Here is a 19112-nt window from a genome sequence, read left to right on the forward strand (position 1 = left end):
GTTGGATGGTTGTGAGGTTTCTAAAACGATAACTCGACCTTGCATTTTGGGGTGTTGAGCGAGTCTCTTTTATCGGACGTTTTTCATAGGTTAGTAGGCGAAATACCCCATTTTAAGGCATGAAAAGGGGTGATAAAAAATATTTTCTCTCTTTTTTGTAAAAAAAGTTTGTTTGTATCGTTTGTTATAAATATATTTGTCGTGCAAACCTTAAATCTTATTGTTTTCTTAAATCTTTTATTTTATGGATCCAAAAGCCTTATCCAAACTGCTCTGCATGCCATTGTTTTGGTCTATCGGAGCAACCATGATTTGTCCGGCTAACGGCCATGCAAATCCGAACCTATTGGTAGTTAATGATCAAAAGGATGTTCTTAAAGGCTCTGTTTATGATGCCGACGGGCCATTGTCGGGAGCGGTCATTCGCGTGAAAGGTACGAACAACGCCGCACTTTCCGACCTTAAAGGAGAGTATCAACTGAAAGGCCTTAAAAAAGGAGCTGTCATCGAGGTTTCTCTTATTGGTTATATACATAAGACCTTTGTCTATAATGGTGAAGCCCGATTGGATATTCTTTTGGAAGAAGACACCCAAAATCTTAATGAAGTTGTGGTGACGGCACTCGGTATTAAACGAGAAAAGAAAGCCTTGGGATATTCGATGCAGGAGATCAAAGGAACGGAGCTCGTTTCGAGTCGCGAAACAAACTTAGCCAATGCCTTGTCAGGTAAAATTTCCGGATTGCAGGTGATTCGTTCGGGTAACGGTCCCGGTGCATCTTCCAAAATCCAACTTCGTGGTAGCAACTCTCTGACCGGCCTCAACCAACCGCTCATCGTGGTGGATGGTATTCCTTTGGAAAACTTCACGGGAGCAACCAACAACGACCTTTGGAACCCTACGGCCGACATGGGTAACGGTATAGCCGACATCAACCCCGAAGATATCGCTTCAATGTCGGTACTCAAAGGAGCTTCTGCAGCTGCTCTCTATGGTTCGCGTGCCGGTAATGGTGTTATTCTGATCACCACTAAGCAAGGAAGAAAGACCGAAGGACTGGGCGTGACTTATTCGCAGAGTGTATCGGCTGAAACGATCTTCATGACCCCAAAAATGCAAAATGTTTTCGGACAAGGGGGAGAGGGTGTTTATGACAAAGAATCCGGAAGCAGCTGGGGACCGAGAATCGAAGGACAGGAATATGAAAAGTGGAACGGAGAGAAAGCATTCATGCGATCTTATGACAATGTGGAAAACTTCTTCCAAACGGGACTTAATTTCACCGAAACCGTTTCGTTCGCACAGCAATTCAACAAAACGGCCGTCTACTCCTCTTTCACAAGGATGGATGACAAAAGTAAAATTCCCGGTTCTGATTTGAATAGAACGAGTTTTACGGCGCGTGTGACTTCGCCTTTGGGAGACGATGATCGCTGGATGCTCGATACGAAAGTACAATATATCAACTCCGAAGCGAACAATCGCCCCATCAGTGGACGAAATAGTGGTAATAGCTTTATGAGTATGTATCTGATGCCACGCTCGCTTGATATTCGTGACTTCTCGGCAGGTGTTCGTGGTGATAACACAATGCTTTGGTATGGAAGCGGTCAAGGCATTAACCCCTATTGGGCGAAAGATCACAAACTCAACAACGATGTTCGCGATCGTTTCTTGCTGAGTGCTTCTTTGAAATATCATTTCACGTCATGGCTCAATGCCGAATTGAAAGCCGGAAGCGATATGTATTTCACCGAATATGATAGTAAAACCTATGCCGGAGGCCCATTGAACAACGCTTACTTCACCAAGCAGGATCGTTTTTATGAAAATAATTTAAGCTTCTTGCTGAGTGCGCATAAAGACAATATTTATGGAAAGTGGGGAGCTAATGCCACCTTCGGAGGCAACTTGATGTCGCGCAATTCTCGCTCGCTCAGTGCCAGTGTCGGCAAGTTGAAAGTACCCGATCTTTTTACTGTGAACAATGGAGAGAAAGCACCGAATATCGAAGAGAAATTCAGTCGTATGAAGATCAATTCTTTCTATGGAACGGCACAAGTGAACTACGACGGATTCTTCTTCCTTGACGGTACTTTCCGCAATGACTGGTCGTCTACGCTTAGCAAAGAAAATCGTTCTTATTTCTATCCCTCGATTTCTACGTCTTGGGTGATCTCCGACATGCTCCAAAAAATGGATGCCTCGCTGCCCGAATGGTTCTCTTACAGCAAATTGAGAGCATCTTTTGCAGAGGTGGGTAACTCCCTTGAACCTTTCCAACTCTATAATACCTATTCCATCGGACAGGCGCCCGACGAAACGCCCACGATATCCCAAAATAAAGTGAAGTACAACAAAGATGTACGCTCGGAATTGATTAAATCGTGGGAAGTGGGAGCCGAATTGCGTTTTTTCAACAATAGATTGGGATTGGATGTGGCTTGGTATAAAACCAATGCTACTCGACAGCTCATTAACCTGCCCATGGACGATCTTTCCGGATATAACGCACGAAAAATCAATGCCGGAAATATCGAAAACCAAGGTTGGGAAATCATGCTTAATGCTCGTCCTATTCAAACGGCTTCCGGCTTTAAGTGGGATGTCATGATGAACTTCTCCAGCAACCGCAACCGCATCGTCGAACTATATAAAACCGCTGAAGAAGAAATTACTCTCTATCCTTTGGGAGGCTACGACAATGTTCAAGTATATGCCAAAGCCGGTGGAAACTACGGTGAAATTTGGGGAACGACTTTCAAACGCGTAACCGACGAAAAATCTCCTTATTACGGCAAATTGATTACCGAGAACGGATTGCCTACCGCTACCACCGAGAAATCGAAAATCGGAGATCAGCAGGCCAAAGGACTCTTGGGTATCACCAATACTTTCTCCTACAAAGGATGGACATTCGGATTCATGATTGATGCTCGATTTGGTGGAGAAATCTTCTCGGGAACACACCAAATGATGCAGTTGACCGGAACTTCCGACATGACTGTTGTCAATGGCGAACGTCCGAAGATGGTCGTTGATGGTGTCTTCCTCAACTCGTCGGGCAACTACGAACCCAACACCACCGAAATCACGACAGAAAGCTATTGGAAAGCAGTGGCCGGTGCCGGAAATCTCGGCGTGGGAGAACTTAACATTTATGATGCAACGAACATCCGTTTGCGCAACATCTCTCTTTCTTACGATTTCAGTAAAGAGCAACTTAGAAAACTTCCATTCCGCCAGTTAAAACTCGGCGTTTCGTGCAACAACGTATGGATGCTGAAAAGCCACATGAAAGGCATTGATCCGGAATCGATCTATGCCACCAGCACCAACGCCACGGGTTTCGAACTGGGTAGTGCCCCGACGTCGCGCACTTATCTTTTCAATCTTACAGTCGGATTCTAAAAACATTCTCGTCATGAAACGTTTACAATATTTTTATTTATATGCACTTCCCATTGGCACGTTGGCAATGTCTGCCTGCTCAGATTTCGAGGAAGTGAATACAGACCCTTCCGCATCCAACCTCGAACAGGCTCGTGTGGAATATGCCATCAACAAGTCCATCACCGAAACGCAACAAAATCCCGAAGTGGCAGAGCGATGCTTTGTGCTCAATTGGCAATCGGCTGCTCGACAGATTGATCCTAATACCAATGGCGGATTGAGCGTGGGATTATACGATGACGGTTGGATCGAAAATTATTACTCTCACTTCTCCGGTTGGATGTCTCCCATCGTGTTGGCCATCAATCTTGCCGAAGAAAAGATGAAAGGAGAGCTCAATGCCCACGAAGCGGAAATGATACCGAATCTGAAACAGGTGGCTCGTATCTGGCGTGTCTATCTGATGAGTGAGTTCACCGATAGTTTCGGAGTGATGCCCATCGAGTCTTTTACCGGAAAGAATCCGGAGTTCAATTCTTGTAAAGACGTTTATTACTTCATGTTGGAAGAGTTGAAAGACGCTGTCTCCAAAATTAAAACCGATGTGAAGCCTAACAATGCCGAGAAAGGCTGCGATCGGGCTTACGGTTTCGACTTCAATAAATGGGTGCGCTATGCCAACTCCATGCGTATGCGTCTGGCCATGCGTCTTTCGGAAGTCGATCCTCAAAAGGCGAAAACCGAATTTGAGGCCGCAGCTACTGCACAATACATCGATAATCTTGCCGACAATTTCGCCGTGAAAGAAAATCTTGGTTGGGATGCACTTACGGGTGTGATGACCAGAGAGTGGAACAATTTCCCCATCTCTGCCACGCTCAACAATCTCTTTGTCGGTTTGGGCGGCATCACTTCGGCCGATCAGTTGAAGGAACGTACCGACCTACTGCCTCACATCAAACCCGAAGGTTATATGGGCGTGCAGTATTTAGATCACATGGCTCTCAATACCAACGATCCTGCCAAAGGTTTTTGGTTTGACGGCTTGCACAACGTAATCGATCCAAGAGCCTATGCACTCTACACTATTCCGGGAGATCTTGATAATCCTCGTTATTGTAAATATCCTTCGTGGAATAGCAGATATAAGGAATTGAAACGAAAACTTCTTAAAAATAAGGAAGATGCCGATGGTTTGGTAGAACTCGACGCTACTTTCACTTGGAATGCTTCGGCTTGCGGTGAATGGGGAGACAGAGGTTCGTTGAACAAGATGTACTATTGGCCGTGGGCTCTGCCTCGCTTGGAAATTAAGTATCGCGACGGTACCAATTCCCGCATCTTCTTTGCATCGTGGGAGAGCTATTTCCTATTGGCCGAAGCCGCCGTGCGCGGTTGGAACGTTCCTCTTTCTGCCAAAGATGCTTATGAGAAAGGTATCATGGAAAGCTTCAAATATCACAAGGTCGACGAATATATCGGCAGTTACCTTGCTTCCGAGAATTATAACAATGTCGGTACTTCCGTGAAGTGGGAACACACCGCAGAACCCGCTCCCAAAACGATAACCGCCGTCAACGGATATACGGGTGAGGCAATCAGTGACACCTACGCTTATCCCGTGGCTGCCAATACGCTCTATGGAAAGGCACTCAACGACCACCTCACCAAAATCATCACGCAGAAATACATTGCCAACATGCCGTGGTTGCCGCTTGAATCATGGAACGATCAACGTCGTTTGGGATTGCCGTTCTTTGAAACGCCGGCCGTAGAAAAAGCCATTCCGACGATGCCCTCTCTCACTGCCGATAGCTACATGAAGCAAACTGTCAAGTTCTTCCCCCAACGCATGAAATTCCCTTCTACTTTGAGCAACAGCAGTCCTGATGCTTATGCCAAAGCAGTTCAACTATTGGGAGGAGAAGACGGAGTATTCACTCCCATTTGGTGGGCAAAACAACAGTAAAGCATTTTATTAAATAGAGGGAAGTAGCAACACTTAAATGGACAAATAACAACTGTCACATAGATTGTTTTCCTCTCTCTATATATTAACGACCGCTATCATTGAACCTTTTGATTCATTGATGGCGGTCTTTCTTTGTCGTTAAAGGGGGCGTTTATAGGAGGGAGAGCAGAGCTAGTTTATCGTTTGGAACAGAAAAGTATATTTTTAATGCTTTGATCATGAACACAAAAACTCTGCAAATAATAACTTGCTATCATTTTTCTATATCTGTGATTTCAGAGCTATAAGCCTGATTATCAGCTCTGAATTTATGACTAATTTTCTGTCGTTTTTAGAGTTTTTGTAAAAGAAAAATAATATCATTGAAGTTACCTACATTAAGAGATTGTACGCCGAACTGAAAATAAACTTTTTTCTGCGATTACCTTGTTAAATAAAATCATAAATAGGAGTTTTTCTATATGTCTTTTTGTATCTTTGCGCAACGTTTTATTGATATATTCCAATAGAAAAACATTCTAAATATCCAATATCTATTTTATGTAAATCAAAGAAGTATGAATAAAGTCTTTCATAAAGCAAATTCAAGAGGATACGCCAATCATGGATGGTTGAAAAGTTTTCATACGTTTAGTTTTGCCAGTTATTACGATGCTAAGCGTATAAACTTTGGTGCTCTTAGAGTTATCAATGAAGATAGAGTTGTTGGCGGAAAGGGTTTTGGTAAGCATCCTCACGAAGATATGGAAATTATTTCTATACCTCTATCTGGAGCACTCGAACATAAAGACAGCATGGGGAATGGAAGTGTTATTCGTCGTGGAGAAATTCAAGTAATGTCTGCCGGTACAGGAATAACTCATAGTGAGTTTAATGCGGATCAAGATAATCTTGTTCACTTCTTGCAGATTTGGATTTTTCCCAAGACTAAATCTGTTCTTCCCAGATACCAACAAATAAATATAGCGGAGAATGCTCGTAAGGGGCAGTTTCAGCAGATACTCTCACCTAATCCTGACGATGACGGGGTTTGGATTCATCAAGATGCATGGTTTTATTGGGGAGAATTTTCCTCCAATATGGTTCAAACTTATAAACTTCAAAAAAAAGGGAATGGAGTGTATTTTTTTATAATAAGTGGAGAGGTAGACATTGAAGGAGAAATACTTACAGATAGTGACGGTCTGGGTATTTGGGATACTGATGAAATCTTGATTAAGACATCGAGTGATAGTATCATTTTGGCAATGGAAGTTCCAATGGAGTTGCCTCAATATCTATTTTAATATAATAATAAACTTAAAAACAAAAACAATGAAAGTATTAGCATTTGCCGGAAGTTCTTCACGTAATTCAATCAACAAAGCACTTGTGAAATATGCATTAAGTTTAGTGTCAGATGTAGAAGTCATTTGGGCTGATCTTAATGACTACGAGATGCCCATCTATTCTGTTGATAGAGAAAAAGAAGGTGGAATTCCTCCTTTGGCTACTAAATTTAAAGAAAAAATCACAGAAGTAGATGCAATAGTATGTTCTTTAGCCGAACATAATGGTGCTTTTAGTACGGCCTTTAAGAATATCTATGATTGGGTTTCTCGCATAGATATGAATGTTTTCGAGCAAAAGCCCATGCTTTTGATGAGTACATCATTGGGAGAAAGAGGTGGAGCATCTGTGATAGAGCTTGCTGCAAACACATTCCCCTGGTTTGGAGCAAATATTGTTGCAAAATATTCTCTACCAAATTTCAATCAGAATTTTGATATGGAAAGTTGTGTTCTTTCTAATTTAGAAGAGAAAAAACTTCTTGAACAACAAGTGGATATTTGGTTTGAAAAATCAAACCAACGTTAAAGTAACGTGAAGATAAAGAGAACTAAATATGCTTTAATGTTATAATTTTAGTTTTCTGATTTCTTTTGAGGCCATCCCATAATGGGATGGCCTTTTAATTTTATATGGTATGATTGAAAACGGGCTCGGTTTCATTGCTGAACCGAGCCCGAAAAGATTATGTTTTTGCTTTGATGGCGGAGAGGGAATTATTCGTTGGTGGCAGGTGCTTGATCGATCAAGTCGAGGAATTGGTCGAGTTTGGGCGTGATAATGATCTGTGTGCGGCGGTTGCGCTGACGACCGATTTCGGTGTCGTTGGTGGCGATGGGGTTGTATTCGCCACGGCCTGCGGCAGAAAGACGTTGGGGGGCGATGCCAAATTCTGTTTGCAGCATCTGTACTACACTCGAAGCACGGAGAGCGGAGAGATCCCAATTGTTGCGGATGTTGGGGCGAGAGATGGGCACGTTGTCCGTGTTGCCCTCGACGAGTACTTCAAACTCCTTGTAATCGCTCAGAATTTTGGAAATCTTGGAGAGTGTGGTTTTCGCACGATCGTTGATTTCGTAAGATCCGGAGCGGTAGAGCATGTTGTCGGCCAAAGACACATAGACAACTCCTTTCAACACTTTGACATCTACCTCTTGCAATTCGTCGCGTGTGAGCGAGCGCGTGAGATTGTTGGAAAGCACGAGATTGAGTGAATCGCTCTTGGTTTTGGCTTCCACCAGTTGCTTGATGTATTTGTTGGAAGCATTGATTTCGTCTACCAACTTCGAGATATTGATACTTCCCTGATTGCTTTGTGCGAGGCTTTGGTCGAGCGAGGCTTGAAGAGCGGCATAGCGTCGTTTGAGCTCTTCGTTTTCTCTGCGTGCGTCTGCCAAACGCTCTTCAAGGCTTTTTCCTTGTGTTTTGGCAGTGGCCAAATCCACTTGCGATTGGTGGTAGAGGGATTGCAGGCGAGTGTGTTCGGCTTGCAGTTTGGTGAAGTCTTTTTTCGGAACGCAAGCGGTGAACGTAAAGGCAATGCCGACGAGAGCGGCAAGAAATAGTTTCTGTTTCATATTTTCATCGTTTGAAGTGAATATACTTTGCATAGGCCTTGGAGGCCGAGACAAAGATAGGACACGTGGTGCGATCGGCCAAAGATGAGTGCATAATTTTATCACTCTATGCGGCAAATCAAGTATTTTTATTAACTCCTTCCTCCCTTTTATCATCCATTGACGATGACCAAAAGGCTTTTGACCGTGAGGTTTCGGCAACGTCTTGTTACCATGGGGGGGCACGGCTTTCTGCATGGAGAGGGGAAAAACAGAGGCTTTGTGCCCGTCGGGATTTATTTCACCAATACCTTTTTGCCGTTCACGATGTAGAGGCCGGAGGGAAGACGGTTGAGATGCTCGGCGGGGTAACGACGGCGCACGGCTTGCCCCGACAGGTTGTAGACATCGACATGCGTTTTGGGCTTGTCTTCGGGCAAGAAGATGCCGGTGGGATTTTGGTAGTTGTCGGGATCGAATGCCATGTCTTTGTGTTCGCCCCAAATGTACTGTTCCAATCCGGGGAAGTCGATGTAGGGGTTTCGGTTGCCTTGAAATTTCTCGGCTGCGTTGTTGCGGTCGATTTCCTTTTGGCTCACGGGGTCTTCCTTTGCCCATTTGAGCAGCAGGCGGATCGCCCATTCCTTATAGCCCGAATTGCGATTGTTGGACATCATCGGGCTGTTCCACGAGGCGATGCGGTTTTCGTAGGCTGTGGCCATATAGAAATAGGTGCGGGCGAGATCGCCTTTGAGCTCATCGTTGGGCTCGAAAACCTTTCCCGAATATCCCGGCGTATTGGAATCGCCTACTTTTGAAAAGCCGTTTTTGCTCTGATAGGTGATATTGCCGACTTCTCCGAAAGGGAGGTTGCCACGGCGGTTGTTGACGTAGGCGTCGGAAGGATATACGTGGAAAACGTCGTTGCGCATGGGATTTTCTTTGTTGAACCAGCTTTGCGGAACGGTGTGTTCGCGGTTGAAGCAATCGCCTTCCCTTTTGTAGTTTCCTCCCCTGTCATGGTCGTGGTCGTAGTTGGTGGCGTTGGAATAAATGTCCCACACTTTTCCGTCGGGGCGTCGGTCGGTGGTTTTGTAGGCCGTCCATAGCGCATTGTATCCGCGGTCTTTGTGAGAGCCGACAATTTTGTGGAAAGCTGTTTTCAGAGCATATCCTTTTGCGCCTTTGGTTGCGGCATAATAGCCGGGGCGAGGTTGGGCGAAAAGGGTGAGAACCGCCATTGAGGCGGTAAAGAGGAGGTATAACTTTTTCATAATATGGATGGTTAAAAGATTACAAACCGCGCATGGTGAGCAGGTCGGCCATTTCCTGTTGTAGTTCGCATGCTTTTTCGGCAGCGGTCTGAGCGAAGTTTTTTGAAGAGTCGGCGTAGATGATGCCACGGCTTGAATTGACGAGCAGGCCGCATTCGGAGGTCATGCCGTAGCGGCAAACTTCTTCCAAACTTCCGCCTTGTGCGCCAACGCCGGGGACAAGGAGAAAATGATTGGGGACGATGCGGCGGATGTCTTCAAACAAGCGACCTTGTGTCGCTCCGACGACATACATCATGCGGTCGTCGCCTGCCCACTGGTTGCTTGTGCGCAATACTTTCTCGAAAAGACGTTCGCCCTCGCCGTCGGTGGTGAGCTGAAAATCGTGGCTTCCCTTGTTGGAAGTCAGTGCGAGGAGAACGACCCATTTGCCGTCATACTGCAAAAAGGGCGTGACCGAGTCTTCCCCCATGTAGGGAGCGACGGTCACGGAGTGTACTCCCATTTCTTCAAAAAAGCAGCGGGCATACATAGCCGAGGTGTTGCCGATGTCGCCGCGTTTGGCGTCGGCGATGATGAACTGGTCGGGATAATTGGTTTTGAGGTAGTCGATGGTCTTTTCAAACGCCATCCATCCTTTCAGGCCGAAGCATTCGTAGAAGGCAAGATTAGGTTTGTAGGCCACGGTGTAGGGGGCGGTGGCGTCGATGATGGCTTTGTTGAAAGCAAAGATGGGATCTTCTTCTTCCAAGAGATGAGGCGGCAGCTTTTGGAGATCGGTGTCGAGCCCTACGCAGAGAAAACTCTGTTTGCGGCGAATGTTGTCGATGAGTTCTTGCTTGGTCATGGAAAGGTGATATTTTTAGGTTTTCGTGAGATGCGTTGGCAGCCGATGTCGTCGTGCGGTTCAGAAGTCGAGCGCGAGGCGGAGGTTGATCTGTCGGCCGGTGAGATAGTTGGGCACGGCGTAGCGCGTGTTGGTGATGTCGGTCACCCAATAGTAGGAATTGACGTTTCTGATGCCGAGCAGATTTAGGCAGTCCAGTCCGAGCCATGCGTTGCGCAGGTAGCGTCCCGTTCCTCTGAGCGGCCGTCGTCCGTCGCGGAGTTCCGATTTGAACAAGAGGTAGTTCAAACCGACATCCACCCGCTTGTAGGCCGGTGCGCGAAATGTGTGAGTGTTGCGTTGGCTGTGGGGAGGGCCAAAGGGCAGGCCGGCGGCCAATGTGGCACGGAGGGTGAGTGTCCAACGAGACGAGCCGGGGAAATAGTCGGTGAAGTAGAGCGAGAGGTTAAACCTTTGGTCTGTGGGGCGTGGCAGCCAGCGTCCGTCGAGTTTTTCTGCCGTTTTCATGATTGAGAAGGTGAGCCACGAGTCTGTTTCGGGCACAAACTCCCCGAAGAGTTTGAAATCAATGCCGGTGGCATAGCCCGATGAGAGGTTGCGGCCGGCATACACCACTCGGACGTTGTCGACGGTGTAGGGGATGAGATTCGACAGGGCTTTATAGTAAACTTCCGTCGTGAACTTGAAGGGACGGTTCATCATGCGAAACGTGTAGTCGCCACCGAGAACAAAATGCACCGAACGCTGACTTTTGAGTTCGCGGTTGAGGCGTACGGTGGCGATCCCCTCGCTCAGTGTGGTGTCGCGCAGTTCTTTGTAGAAAGGCGTCTGATAGTAAAGCCCCGTGGCCAAGCGTAGCGTCCAGCGGTCGTTGGCTTCGGGCAGAAAACCGAGAGAGGCGCGTGGCGAGATGATGGTTTCGTTGTTCCAATCCCAATGCGACAGCCGCAGGCCGTAGGTGAGGTTAAACAAGCCCGCCGAGGTGTTTTTCCTCCAAGTGTCTTGGACGAATGCTTCGAGCCGTCGGGTGTCGATTTCGTTTTTTGAGCGGAGGGCGTAGATGAGTTTCAGTTCGTGGGGAGAATGGGGGAGGGAGTAGCCCATGGAGTCGCGCATCTCCCATTCGCGTGCATTTTCGCGTATGGTTTCGCTGCGGTGATCCACACCGGCTTGCAGGGTGTGACCTTTGATTTTGCTGCGAAATCGCAGGCCTATATTATATACGCGCGCGCGAAGCCGATTGCGCGCATGCTCCATGTAGGTTCCCACGCCGAGTTGTTGTTGCGAGGTGGCTTCGTTGAGCCAATATTGTCCTTGAATGTCGTAGGTTTCCTGCTCTTTCGTGCCAAACGAGGAGAGTTGCACTGCCAGATAAGTGTCGGGAGTGAAGTGTCGGGTAAGCGTTGCCGAACCAAAGAGTGTGTGGAAGTGGTCTTTCTCCTGACCGTCGAAATAAACCTTGAACGATTTGGCGTCGTACATTGTTCCAAATCGTGTTTCCCGGTCGGAGGGTTTGAAGCGGTAGTGATTGTCGGAAATGTTGCCCAACACGTCGAGCGTCCACCTGCGCGAGGGGCGCCACGACAGATAGAGCTGATAGTCGATGAAGTTGGGGCTGTATTCTCCGTCGGTGTCGAGCGATCCGAGCAGGTGTCTTGTTGTTTTGTGTCGCAGCGAGGTCATGAACGACAGCTTTTCGTTGCCCCAACCCACATAGGAGTTGGTGCCGAGCATGGAAGCCATGATCGACGTTTCAAAACGAGTGGGACGTTTGTAGGTGATGTCGAGCACCGACGACATCTTGTCGCCGTAGCGCGCCTCGAAGCCTCCCGACGAAAAACCGATGCTTTCGACCATATCGCTGTTGATGATCGAAAGTCCTTCCTGCTGCCCCGATCGCACCAATAAGGGGCGGTAGACCTCGATGCCGTTCAGGTAGACCACGTTTTCGTCAAACGATCCGCCGCGCACGTTGTATTGCGACGAGAGTTCGTTGTTGGTCGAAACGCCGGCCTGTGTGGCGATGATTTCTTCCACGCCGTTGCCGGTGGTCGAGGGCGAGAGGCGCGTGTCGGTCGGTTTGATCTTTTGGGTCGTTCCGCTCTGCACACCGTGTGCCTTGGCCACGGCCTCTCCCAGCACCATGCCGTAAGTGGGCAGCACGACGTCGATGCGTATCGAGTCGAGCGGGGCGACGAGGGTGCGTTTGCGTGTTTCGTAGCCGATCATCGAAAAAACCACCACCACCGTGTCGGTCGGTACAAACGAGAGCGAATAGCGTCCACTCAGGTTGGTGGTGGTCAGTAGGGGTTTGCCCTCAATGCGCACGGCAGCCAGTTCGATAGGCGCGCCGTCTTGATCTTTCACCGTGCCAAACACCCTGCAACGCGTTTGTGCCGCCACGCTCGCGGCGAGGCAGCAGACGATGCAGAAGAGGAGGGAGAGCCGTTGTGTCATGATATATGATAACGTGTCGTCGGGGTGTTTATTGTCGCGACGGGAGAACTTGGGCGATGTTTTGTTCGCGATGAACGAGCCGCACCTCCACGCCGAACTTGTCGTTGAGATGTTCGGCCAGATGTTGTGCCGAGTAGACGCTGCGGTGTCGGCCGCCCGTGCAGCCGAAGGCAAACATGAGCGAGGTGAAGCCCCGGTCTATGTAGCGCGCCACATGGTTGTCGGCCAAGCGATAGACGCATTCGAGGAAGTCGGTGATTTCGCCGTCGTCTTCGAGAAAGCGGATGACCGGCTCGTCCAGTCCGGTGAGCATTTTGTAGGGTTCGTAGCGTCCGGGGTTATGGGTGCTGCGGCAGTCGAAGACGTAGCCTCCGCCGTGTCCGTTTTCGTCGGCCGGCATGCCGTTCTTGTAAGCAAAGCTGAACACGCGCACCACGAGGCGGTCGTTTCGGGTGTCGGCGGTGGAGGGAGAAGAAGCGTTCATGAGTGTGAGTTTGAAAATCGGGGAAGGGCAACCAGCGATCGCAAGGCTTCCTGCAACACGGGGTAGGGCGCAGCCACGCCCTCGTCCAGTTGTCGTTGCAGATTGTTGATGGCCGGAGGAATGGATTGAAGAAAGTGAGGCTTCCGCTCGAAGTATCCGCGCAGGCCGTATGCCCCCAACACCTGCAAAGTGCGAAAGAACACAAACAAACGGAGTTCGCTGCGAAATCTCCCGCTGTCTATCGGCGCAAGTGTGGCCGCTTCGTCGAGATATTCGTCGAGGAGCAAGGCTCTGAGTTGCGGCGTGTAGCCGGCCGAAGCCTGCCAAAGGAAAGAAGCCACGTCGTAGTGCAGCGAACCGTGACGGCCGCTTTGGAAGTCGATCAGATACGGCTCGTCCTCCACCAGCATCACGTTGCGCGCTTGAAAGTCGCGATAGAGGAAACAGGGTTTTTCTCCGCAGCAAGCCACGAGGTTGTCGGCCAAATGCTCGAAATCGTCTTCCAGAGCCGATTCGTCGGGCATGGGAGCATCGACCACTTTGAAGAAACAGTATTTGAAATAGTGGAGATCGAAGAGCACCGTGCGCCGATCAAAAGCCGTCGGGGGGAGCAAGCGGTTCGTGTCCAAACCCTCCGCTCCTTTGATCTGAACGTGTGGCAACAGTCGCATGGTCGCCGTGAGCCATTGCGTTTGGCGCGCGTCAAATTGTCCGCCTCTCCGTCGGCCTTCGGCCAAGGCATCGTAGAGCGAAAGGTTGCCCAAATCCTGCTGCAAGTAGCACGAATCGTCGGGAGTGGCGGCAATGATGTGAGGCACGGGCAAGCCCTTGTCTTCAAAGTGTCGTGCCAGATAAAGAAAGGCTCTGTTTTCGGCACGGTTGCTGCCCACGACGCCGATGCTGCTCGTTCCGTCGTTTGCCGATAGGCGATAGTAGGTACGGTTGGAGCCGGCCTGTGTCAGGGGCGTGACGGCGTGTGGCGCACGTCCGAACACTTCGGCATGGAGTAGGGAGAGAGCGTCCATAGTCAGTGGCTTTTTTTGAGGTTCATCAAGTGAACGCCCACCAACGCCGCCGTTTCGGTGCGCAGGCGGCTTTGGCCGAGCGTCACGCTCCGAAAACCGGCCGCTTCGGCCAGTCTTACCTCTTCCACCGAGAAGTCGCCTTCGGGGCCGATGAGCACAAGTGTCGGCCGGTCGGCACTGACGACGTCGAGCAAAAAGGGTTTTTGCCCGTCGGTCGAAATGTCGGTTTGCTCGTAGCAGTGTGCGATGAACTTATCGCCCTCGAAGGGTTGTGAAAGAAAGGTTTTCAGTTTTGTCAGCTCCTCCACGGCCGGCTTCACGGCTTTTTGGCTCTGCTTGGTGGCACTGACGGCAATTTTCTCCACACGCTCCGTTTTGAGCACTCTCCGCTCGGAGTTGGCGCATTCCACGAAATGAAATCCGTCGAGTCCGATTTCGGTGGCTTTCTCCACAAACCATTCGATGCGATCCATGTTTTTGGTCGGAGCGACGGCCAGCCGTATGTCGCTTTTCCAAGGGCGTTGCCATTCCCTCTTGCGGTCTATGTTCAGCAGGCATCGCGGTCGTTTTCCGCTTTCGATCAGGGAAATGGTGCAGTCGAAGAAATGTCCGCCGCCGTCGGTCACCCAAATCGGGTCGCCCTCCTGCATGCGCAGCACCCGGAGGGCGTGGGTGGCCTCCTCTTCGGGGAGCATGGCGGTGCGTTCGATTTCGGGGGCGAAAAAGAGGTGCGTTTCTTTCATGAGTTTTGTTTTGAGGGCGAAGTTACGACTTTTTGAAGAAATCCGCTCCATTCTTTGCCTCCGAACCTGCATTTTCTCGCGCGCGACCGCTTTGAAAAGCTGCCTTTCGACAGAGGCGAACGGGCATGGGCAAGCAGAAAAAACTAACTCAGAGCTAAAAAAAACGGCCTCTGAGGTAGAATTTTCTACCTCTGAGGTAGGCAAAGACACGTGTGGTATGGGTAGAAATTACTATCTTTGCGCCGAACCAATGTCTTAACGATATGTCATCGGAAACCGAACAACTCATCGCAAAAACAAGGCACGTGCATCGCAAACTCACCATTCTGCTCACCGTCGGCATGCTCCTCATGGAGAGTGCCGCCGACACGAACCGAATTGTGCGCAACATGAAACGCATTGCTGCTTTTCTCGGACTTGACGAGCAACATCTGCACATCGATGTGCTCTATGGCACGCTCAAAGTCAATTACAGCGACGAGGCTCATTCGTTCAGCCGCTTTGTACATTCCGATCGCTACACCATCAACATGAAAGCCATTGCAGCCGTGAGCCAGCTGTCGTGGCGTGCCATTCAGGAAGACTATTCGGTGCAACGTTTCGAGCGCGTGGTGGAGCGCATTCGCCGCATGAAGCCCGACTATCCGGCTTGGATGGTCACACTCGGTGCGTCGATGGGCTGCGGCGGTTTTTCGGTGCTTTTCGGCGGCGACTGGCCGTCGTTCGTGCCGGCGATGTTGGCCGGATTGGCCGGATTTTCCCTGCGCTTTTTTCTGCTCAAAGACCGCTTCAACTTCTACATGGTCACCGCCCTTTCCGCCTTTGTGGCCACGCTCACGGCGTGGCTCATGCTCTATGTCATGCCCGAAGGCTTCACCGAAAGGCCTTATCATCCCTTCCTGTCGTGTGCCCTGTTTCTGGTGCCGGGTGTGGCACTCATCAACTTCTTGGACGACATGATCGACAACTACCTGTCGATGGGCTTGGCGCGTCTTGCCAACGCCGTCGTGCAAATCGCCTCGATGACCTTCGGCATCGTGCTGGCTGTGAGCATTTGCGGCGTGACGAATTTCCTCACGATGCTCGACATGACGCCTATCATATCCTATTGGGAAGCCGCCATTGCCACGGGCATCTCGGCCATGGGGTTCGGTTTGATTTTCAACGTGCCGCGCCGCACACTTCCGGCCGTGGCCGCCTTGGGCATTTTGGCCATGTGCACGCGTATGTTCGTGGCTTTCGAGCTCGGACAGGGGCTGATCATCGGCACGCTCGCCGGCGCATCGCTCATTTCGCTGCTGGCCGTTCGGCTCGTGCAACCCACGCGCAGCCCCAACCACGTGTTGGCCATTCCGAGTGTCATCCCCATGGTGCCCGGCATCATGATGTATCGAGGCCTCTTCGGATTCATCCAATATGGCAACGAAATCGAGGGATTTCTGCGTTCGTTCAACTTTCTGCTCGACGCCGCCCTTATCGTGCTCTGCATCTCGATCGGAGTGGCCATACCCAACATCTTTGCCCGTCGATGGATCGCGTCGAGCCGAAAACAGCAGTTGCAAGACCTCATCGAAGAACGACGAAAGAGAGGAAAATTTGTCAATCTCTCCGAGTTCGACTGATCCGACTTTCGCACGCCCGTGTCCGCCGAAAGGCCACACACGGCTCTCCGGAATATGGAGAAAAACACCGCGCCCGCGCGCACTCAACCATTCACCCCACACCTCACACTCATCATCGCATGAAACTCATCTACAAGGGCACGATCTACGGCTACGAACAAAAAAAAGTGTTGCTCGGACTGACACTCGACGAACTCACCGAAGTCGCCGTGGGACTCGGACTGCCCAAGTTTGTGGGAAAACAAATCTGCGGTTGGATCTACGACAAGCACGTCCGCTCGATAGACCGCATGACGAACCTCTCGAAAGACGCTCGCAAACGCTTGTCGGACAACTACGTGATCGGCATCTCTACACCGGTGGAAAGCGTGCAGTCGAAAGACGGCACGATCAAATACCTCTATCGCACCATTCAGGGGCACTACATCGAGAGTGTCTACATACCCGACGGCAAGCGCGCCACGCTTTGCGTTTCGTCGCAAGTGGGTTGCAAGATGAATTGCGCCTTTTGCATGACCGGCCGACAAGGATTTATGAACCAGCTTACGGCGGCCGATATTCTCAACCAAATATACAGTCTGCCCGAGCGCACGACGCTCACCAACGTCGTCTTTATGGGGCAGGGCGAGCCTTTCGACAATCTCGACAACGTGCTGCGCGCCACTGCCGCCATGACCGCGCCGTGGGGCTATGCTTGGAGTCCGAAACGCATCACCGTGTCCACCGTGGGGCTGGCCAAGGGCTTGGAGCGTTTTCTCGAAGAGAGCGCGTGCAGCCTTGCCATTTCGCTCCATCATCCCTTCCCGGAAGAACGGCTCAAAATGATGCCGGCCGAAAAAGCCTTCGGCTTGGAAGATATGATAGAGGTGTTGAAACGCTACGACTTTTGCAGCAAAACCGACGAAGACTACGAAGAGGGAACGAAACAGCGGCGGCTCACGTTTGAATACATCGTGTTTCGCGACCTTAACGACAGCGACCGCCACGCCGACGCCCTCGTGCGTCTGCTTCGCCCGCTGGATTGCCGCGTCAATCTGATACGCTTTCACAAAATTCCCGACAGTCCTTTTGAAGGCACCGACGACGAAGCCATGGTGCATTTTCGCGACTATCTCACGCGCCGCGGCATCACCACCACCATTCGCGCCTCGCGCGGACAAGACATCTATGCCGCCTGTGGCATGCTCACCACCAAAAAGTTGGAAGAAGAGCGCGCTTGAACCTATTGTTTTATCGAAATCTCAATGCTTATGACAGCCAAAATAAGAGTGGGCATCACCCACGGCGACACCAACGGAGTGGGCTGGGAACTAATTCTCAAAGCCTTTGCCAACAACGAAATCTTCGACCTTTGCCAGCCCATTGTGTATGGCAGCGAAAAAGTAGCCTCCTATTATCGGAAAACCCTCGAACAAACTGCCACATGGCGCGTGGTGGGCGATGCCGCCGAAGCCAAAGACGGACAACTCAACCTCGTCGATGTGGTGGGAGAGAGCGAGGTGAAAATCGAGCCCGGACAATCTTCGCCCGAAGCCGGACGCATGGCACGCCTCGCGCTCGAAGCCGCGGTGGCCGATGCCAAGGCCGGAAAGATCGACGTGCTCGTCACGTGTCCCATCAACAAAGCCGGCATCCAAAGCGATGAGTTCCGATTTCCGGGACATACGGAGTATCTGCAATCGGCCTTCGGCAGCAACGGCTTGATGATACTGATGAACAAAACGCTGCGTGTTGCGCTCGTCACCACCCACTTGCCGCTGAGCAAAGTGGCCGACAGCATCACGGCCGATCGCGTCGAGGAAAAACTTCGACAAATCCACCTCAGCCTCAAACGCGACTTCTGTTTGAGTGCGCCGCGCATTGCCGTGCTCAGTCTGAATCCCCATTGCGGCGACAGCGGACTGCTTGGCAACGAGGAAAACGACATCATCCGCCCCCTCGTGCAAAAAATGAACGAAGAGGGAATGCCTTGTTTCGGCCCTTACGGTGCCGACGGCTTTTTCGGTGCCGGCATGTACAGACATTTCGATGCCGTGCTCGCCATGTATCACGATCAGGGCTTGGCGCCTTTCAAAGCCCTCTCAATGGGCGAAAGCGTGAACTACACCTCCGGGCTTGACATCGTGCGCACATCGCCCGACCATGGCACGGCCTACGACATTGCGGGAAAGGGAAAGGCTTCCGAAGTCTCCTTGTTGCAAGCCGTCTATGCGGCGATCGACATCTATCGCAATCGTGCGCGCTACGATGAAGTCCATGCCAATCCGCTGCCTTTCGGCAGTCATGAACGGCGCGACAATCGCAGGACGTTCAACGGATGACAAAGTTTTTTCCCGACGGATAAAAACTGTTTGACGATAAGAAAAAAAACACTTCAACGACTGCTAAAAGACATTCGGCGGTTGAGCG

General features: G+C 50.3%; 12 protein-coding genes and 1 pseudogene. 7 read left to right on the forward strand and 6 right to left on the reverse strand.

Annotated features, from left to right (window positions below):
• The first annotated feature begins 244 nt into the window (after positions 1-244).
• From EII14_RS05170 to EII14_RS05185, 4 genes are all read left to right on the forward strand, one after another.
• Positions 245-3412, forward strand: coding sequence for a SusC/RagA family TonB-linked outer membrane protein (locus tag EII14_RS05170; protein WP_233569377.1), 3168 nt, complete (start codon positions 245-247; stop codon positions 3410-3412).
• Positions 3413-3425: 13 nt separating this feature from the next.
• On the forward strand, positions 3426-5363 hold the full coding sequence (locus EII14_RS05175; RefSeq protein WP_124931498.1) for a SusD/RagB family nutrient-binding outer membrane lipoprotein: 1938 nt from the start codon (positions 3426-3428) through the stop codon (positions 5361-5363).
• 560 nt (positions 5364-5923) lie between these two features.
• Positions 5924-6652 (forward strand): pirin family protein, encoded by a 729-nt coding sequence (locus EII14_RS05180; protein WP_124931499.1) that lies wholly within the window; start codon positions 5924-5926, stop codon positions 6650-6652.
• A 28-nt stretch (positions 6653-6680) separates the two neighbouring features.
• A complete protein-coding gene (locus EII14_RS05185; RefSeq protein ID WP_124931500.1) occupies positions 6681-7223 on the forward strand; it encodes an NADPH-dependent FMN reductase in 543 nt (180 codons plus the stop codon).
• A gap of 188 nt (positions 7224-7411) precedes the next feature.
• Here EII14_RS05185 and EII14_RS05190 read toward each other — a convergent pair whose 3' ends face one another.
• The 6 genes and pseudogenes from EII14_RS05190 to EII14_RS05215 all read right to left on the reverse strand — a co-directional run bounded on the left by EII14_RS05190 (position 7412) and on the right by EII14_RS05215 (position 15081).
• Positions 7412-8272: an OmpA family protein gene (locus EII14_RS05190; RefSeq protein ID WP_124931501.1), complete on the reverse strand. Its 861-nt coding sequence runs from the start codon at positions 8270-8272 to the stop codon at positions 7412-7414.
• Between the two features lie 275 nt (positions 8273-8547).
• Positions 8548-9525 carry an endonuclease gene (locus tag EII14_RS05195; protein ID WP_124931502.1) on the reverse strand — a complete coding sequence of 326 codons (978 nt, stop codon included), beginning with the start codon at positions 9523-9525 and terminating at the stop codon, positions 8548-8550.
• 19 nt (positions 9526-9544) lie between these two features.
• Positions 9545-10372 (reverse strand): orotidine-5'-phosphate decarboxylase, encoded by an 828-nt coding sequence (gene pyrF / locus EII14_RS05200; protein ID WP_124931503.1) that lies wholly within the window; start codon positions 10370-10372, stop codon positions 9545-9547.
• A gap of 60 nt (positions 10373-10432) precedes the next feature.
• Positions 10433-12829 (reverse strand): carboxypeptidase regulatory-like domain-containing protein, encoded by a 2397-nt coding sequence (locus tag EII14_RS05205; protein ID WP_124931504.1) that lies wholly within the window; start codon positions 12827-12829, stop codon positions 10433-10435.
• Positions 12830-12857: 28 nt separating this feature from the next.
• Positions 12858-14338, reverse strand: a pseudogene (locus EII14_RS05210) (RNase adapter RapZ).
• A gap of 2 nt (positions 14339-14340) precedes the next feature.
• Complete coding sequence (locus tag EII14_RS05215; protein WP_124931505.1) at positions 14341-15081, reverse strand: 16S rRNA (uracil(1498)-N(3))-methyltransferase; 741 nt, start codon at positions 15079-15081, stop codon at positions 14341-14343.
• A gap of 263 nt (positions 15082-15344) precedes the next feature.
• Here EII14_RS05215 and EII14_RS05220 point away from each other — a divergent pair, with 263 nt between their 5' ends.
• From EII14_RS05220 to pdxA, 3 genes are all read left to right on the forward strand, one after another.
• Positions 15345-16703 (forward strand): threonine/serine exporter ThrE family protein, encoded by a 1359-nt coding sequence (locus EII14_RS05220; protein WP_124931506.1) that lies wholly within the window; start codon positions 15345-15347, stop codon positions 16701-16703.
• A 119-nt stretch (positions 16704-16822) separates the two neighbouring features.
• Complete coding sequence (rlmN, locus tag EII14_RS05225; protein ID WP_124931507.1) at positions 16823-17923, forward strand: 23S rRNA (adenine(2503)-C(2))-methyltransferase RlmN; 1101 nt, start codon at positions 16823-16825, stop codon at positions 17921-17923.
• 30 nt (positions 17924-17953) lie between these two features.
• A complete protein-coding gene (gene pdxA / locus EII14_RS05230; RefSeq protein ID WP_124931508.1) occupies positions 17954-19024 on the forward strand; it encodes a 4-hydroxythreonine-4-phosphate dehydrogenase PdxA in 1071 nt (356 codons plus the stop codon).
• The last annotated feature ends 88 nt before the right edge of the window (positions 19025-19112 follow it).

The sequence above is a fragment of the Alloprevotella sp. OH1205_COT-284 genome, from assembly GCF_003859795.1.
Lineage (GTDB): Bacteria > Bacteroidota > Bacteroidia > Bacteroidales > Bacteroidaceae > Alloprevotella.

What these genes read in the sequence shown, in the direction of transcription:
- EII14_RS05170 (WP_233569377.1), top strand. Translation starts at nt 245, where the DNA reads ATGGATCCAAAAGCCTTATCCAAACTGCTCTGCATGCCATTGTTTTGG.
- EII14_RS05175 (WP_124931498.1), top strand. Translation starts at nt 3,426, where the DNA reads ATGAAACGTTTACAATATTTTTATTTATATGCACTTCCCATTGGCACG.
- EII14_RS05180 (WP_124931499.1), top strand. Translation starts at nt 5,924, where the DNA reads ATGAATAAAGTCTTTCATAAAGCAAATTCAAGAGGATACGCCAATCAT.
- EII14_RS05185 (WP_124931500.1), top strand. Translation starts at nt 6,681, where the DNA reads ATGAAAGTATTAGCATTTGCCGGAAGTTCTTCACGTAATTCAATCAAC.
- EII14_RS05190 (WP_124931501.1), bottom strand. Translation starts at nt 8,272, where the DNA reads ATGAAACAGAAACTATTTCTTGCCGCTCTCGTCGGCATTGCCTTTACG.
- EII14_RS05195 (WP_124931502.1), bottom strand. Translation starts at nt 9,525, where the DNA reads ATGAAAAAGTTATACCTCCTCTTTACCGCCTCAATGGCGGTTCTCACC.
- pyrF (WP_124931503.1), bottom strand. Translation starts at nt 10,372, where the DNA reads ATGACCAAGCAAGAACTCATCGACAACATTCGCCGCAAACAGAGTTTT.
- EII14_RS05205 (WP_124931504.1), bottom strand. Translation starts at nt 12,829, where the DNA reads ATGACACAACGGCTCTCCCTCCTCTTCTGCATCGTCTGCTGCCTCGCC.
- EII14_RS05215 (WP_124931505.1), bottom strand. Translation starts at nt 15,081, where the DNA reads ATGAAAGAAACGCACCTCTTTTTCGCCCCCGAAATCGAACGCACCGCC.
- EII14_RS05220 (WP_124931506.1), top strand. Translation starts at nt 15,345, where the DNA reads ATGTCATCGGAAACCGAACAACTCATCGCAAAAACAAGGCACGTGCAT.
- rlmN (WP_124931507.1), top strand. Translation starts at nt 16,823, where the DNA reads ATGAAACTCATCTACAAGGGCACGATCTACGGCTACGAACAAAAAAAA.
- pdxA (WP_124931508.1), top strand. Translation starts at nt 17,954, where the DNA reads ATGACAGCCAAAATAAGAGTGGGCATCACCCACGGCGACACCAACGGA.